Origin of the sequence: Kurthia gibsonii (assembly GCF_006539985.1) — a bacterium.
Lineage (GTDB): Bacteria > Bacillota > Bacilli > Bacillales_A > Planococcaceae > Kurthia > Kurthia gibsonii.
Map to the genome: position 1 here is coordinate 1 of NZ_BJOB01000087.1, position 3,789 is coordinate 3,789.

Consider the following 3,789-nt stretch of genomic DNA (forward strand, 5'->3'; position numbering starts at 1 on the left):
GCCTAAAAAATTGCATACAAAAAGGAGCCGCCATCATGTGCGACTCCTTTTTTAAATTACTTTTTCGATTTTTTTGATAAGCGGCCTAGTAAGAATGTTGCTGCACCCACTGCAAGAACTGTATTTGTCTTTTTGTTGAATACTTGTTTCGTTACAAGTGCCATATTTTGTGGACGTTCTGCTAAACGACGCATGAAATATCCATACCAATCATTACCAAATGGTAAATATGTGCAGAAATTATAGCCTTCACGTGCTAAATCGTATTGCATTTCTTTACGGAAACCGTATAACATTTGGAATTCGAACTTGCTATTTGGAATATTGTTGTCTTTTACGAATTTTTTCACATGATTGATTACGTTATGATCGTGTGTCGCAATCGATGTGAACTTGCCATTTAATAAATGCTGTTCGATTAGACGTAAATAGTTTTGATCGATATCTTCTTTTGATTGATATGCTACTTCTGGACTCTCTTTGTACGCACCTTTTACAATACGTAATCGGAAATTCTTATATTTTTCAATGTTTGCTTCTGATTCGAAGAAGTACGCTTGAATTACCGTACCTACATTGTCATATTCTTTGTGTAGTTCTTCAAGTAAGCTGAATGAGCTTTGAAGACGTGCATAGTTTTCCATATCGAAGTTTACGAAAATACCATATTGATGTGCTAAGGCTACAACTTCTTTTAAGTTTTCATAGCAGAAATCAACATCGATATCTTGACCTAATTGAGATGGTTTTAGTGAGATATGCGCATCTAAGTTTTCATCATGAATCGCTTGAATCACTTTTAAAATATTCTCTTTTGCTTCTGTTGCAGCTGACTTTTCAAATACAAATTCCCCTAAATTATCTACTGTACATGAAATGTTCGCCTTGTTTAATTCTTTAATTGTTTTTACTACTTCCGGAATTGTTGTACCTGCTACAACACTTTGTGCCCCCATACGTAAACCGTATTTTTGTGCCATTCTGTTTAATAATTGATTTTCAGATAAATACATAAATACATCACGTAATGCCATGAAAATTCCTCCCTAACACCCTAAATTTGTTTGCAACGAGATTATAACACTATATTTTTCGAAATTAAAAGAACAATTTTTATTTTTTTAAATCTCACATAATTTTATTTTAAAAAAACTCTTGATATAACAATGTTTTATATCGCTAATTTAACTTTTAAAAAATATTTTGATTTTTAAAATAACTTCCCAAAAAATCATTTTTGCTTTATGTTATTTTGTATAGCATTTTATGGAATAGGAGGTTTTAAATACAAAAAATATAATAGTATAACAAAAAAGAGGTAAAGGGGATTAATTTATGGAAAATTACAAATATGTATTAGAAACGGTCGATACCCATACAGTGGGTGAAGCTACAAGAATTGTTGTAAACGGTTTTCCAGAGATATTAGGTACAACTATGATGGAGAAAAAAGATTTTGTAAAAAAACATTTTGATCATTTAAGACAATTATTGATGAATGAGCCAAGAGGCCACAAAGATATGTTTGGTGCGATATTAGTTACTCCAACTAATACTGCATGTGACATTGGTATTATCTTTATGGACAGCGGTGACTATCTAAATATGTGTGGTCATGGAACAATTGGTACAGTTACTATGTGTATTAATACAGGAATTATTCCGAAAAAAGAAACAGTTCTAGTTGATACACCTTCTGGAATAATTGAATGTAAAGTATATTACGTTAATGACCAAGTAGATTCTATTGAGTTTAAAAATGTACCAGCATTTGTTCTTTATAAAAATCTTACTTTAGAAATACCAAGTATAGATCCACTAACAATTGATATTGCTTTTGGTGGAAGCTTTTTCGCAATTGTAAACAGTTCAGATTTAAATCTGTCAATTCATCTAAAAAATAAACATGAGTTAATTTATTACGCTAAATTAATACGTGATTATATTAATAAAAATATTAAAATTGAACATCCAACTCTTAAGAATATTACAACCGTAGACTTAGTTGAATTTTCAGAAAAAATAGATAAAAACCACTATCGAAACGTCGTTATTTTTGGAAATGAACAAATTGATCGCTCACCATGTGGGACAGGTACTTGTGCAAAAATGGCAACGCTTTCTTTAGATGTAAATGACACAATTATTCAGGAAAGTATTATTGGCTCAAAATTTACAGGCAAAATTTTAGATAAAGTGACTTTCAATAATTATGAAGCAATCATTCCGTCAATTCGTGGTTCTGCTTGGATTACTGGAAAGCACACATTTATATTGCAAGAAGAGGACATTTATCCACAGGGGTTCGTAGTATAAATAAAACACAAAGGGGACGGGTTTTTTTATGAATAAAAATATATCTTTTTTCAATATTTTAATTATTGGTTTTATGCTATTTGCAATGTTTTTAGGAGCAGGTAATGTTATTTTCGCTCCGATTGTAGGCCAACAAGCTGGAACTAACACGCCTATTGCTATGGCTGGATTTTTAATTACAGGGGTGGGACTTGTATTACTTGCTATTGTTGCACTAAATAAAGCTGGTGGTACAGTTGAAAGTTTAGCAAATCGTGTATCTCCAAAATTCGCTATCGTATTTTCGATTTTATTATTTCTTGCACTGGGACCTTTTTACGTAATTCCTCGTACTACTTCAGTTGTATATGAAATTGCGTTGCGTCAATTATTCCCTGCAGATATTAGTCAAACAATATTCTTACTAATATTCTCAATTATCTTTATTGTACTCACAGTCTATTTATCTTGGGAAACTTCTAAATTAGTTGATCGATTAGGTAAAATTGCTACACCTATTTTTACTGTTTTATTAATTCTAATTGTTACGAAGTCCATCATCACACCGATGGGTTCAGCACAACCTCCTGTTCAAGACGGTGGATATACAACGTCAACTGCAGCATTTTTAAAAGGTTTTACACAGGGCTACTATACAATGGACGTACTAGCTGCTTTTGTTTTTGGTGGTATTTTTATTAAATCAATTGAGTCTCTCAATTTAACCAGTCGTAAACAAGTTTCAAATGTATTTTTCAAAGCTGGTATTATTACTGTTATTGGTCTAATTGCCTTACAAGTTTCTATGGCATGGATTGGTGTATCAAGTGTTAATTCAGTTGGTTATGTTGAAAATGGTGGCGAACTAATTGCTCTTGCATCTAAAACTCTATTTGGTAATATTGGTATTTATTTAATTGGTATTGTTATTTTCCTAACAGGTATCACAACTAATGTAGCGTGTTTAGCAGCTACAGCTGAATATTTCAATAAAATTCTACCTAAAATCTCTTATAAAAAATGGCTAATTATTTTTGCTTCTTTGGGCGTAATTTTCACAAACTTTGGATTAACAAAAATTTTATCTATGGCTTCACCTGTTCTTATGCTACTTTATCCAATTGCGATTACACTTATTATTCTTGTATTTACAGAGAAATGGTTTAATGGTGCACGAAGTGTCTATGTTGGTGCAATGATTGGAACAACATTTATCGCTATCTTAGTAGCATTAAAAGATGCAAATATTTTGGTAGACCAAATTGATGCAACTTTTGGATTTATTCCGTTATTTAGTTCGGGTGCCGCATGGTTATTAACAGGATTAGTCGGCGCTTTGATTGGCTATGTTGTAGGAAATAAAAAAGTTCTTACACCACAAGATAGTGTTTCGAACTAATATAAATGTATGAAAAATAAATAGAAGCAAACTTTAAAAAGTAGATAATAGTTATTTTATTAAAATAACTTATTTAAAAAGAGTTCAGTATTAAC

3 protein-coding genes are annotated in these 3,789 nt (G+C 31.4%); 2 read left to right on the plus strand and 1 reads right to left on the minus strand.

Features of this window, described 5'->3' with window-relative positions; all coding sequences use genetic code 11:
• Positions 1–56 precede the first annotated feature (56 nt).
• Positions 57–1,034 (minus strand): proline dehydrogenase family protein, encoded by a 978-nt coding sequence (locus KGI01_RS13455; RefSeq protein WP_141275104.1) that lies wholly within the window; start codon positions 1,032–1,034, stop codon positions 57–59.
• 301 nt (positions 1,035–1,335) lie between these two features.
• Between KGI01_RS13455 and KGI01_RS13460 the strand changes: the two genes are divergently transcribed.
• Complete coding sequence (locus KGI01_RS13460) at positions 1,336–2,316, plus strand: proline racemase family protein (protein WP_141275105.1); 981 nt, start codon at positions 1,336–1,338, stop codon at positions 2,314–2,316.
• Between the two features lie 28 nt (positions 2,317–2,344).
• A complete protein-coding gene (brnQ, locus tag KGI01_RS13465) occupies positions 2,345–3,694 on the plus strand; it encodes a branched-chain amino acid transport system II carrier protein (RefSeq protein ID WP_141275106.1) in 1,350 nt (449 codons plus the stop codon).
• The last annotated feature ends 95 nt before the right edge of the window (positions 3,695–3,789 follow it).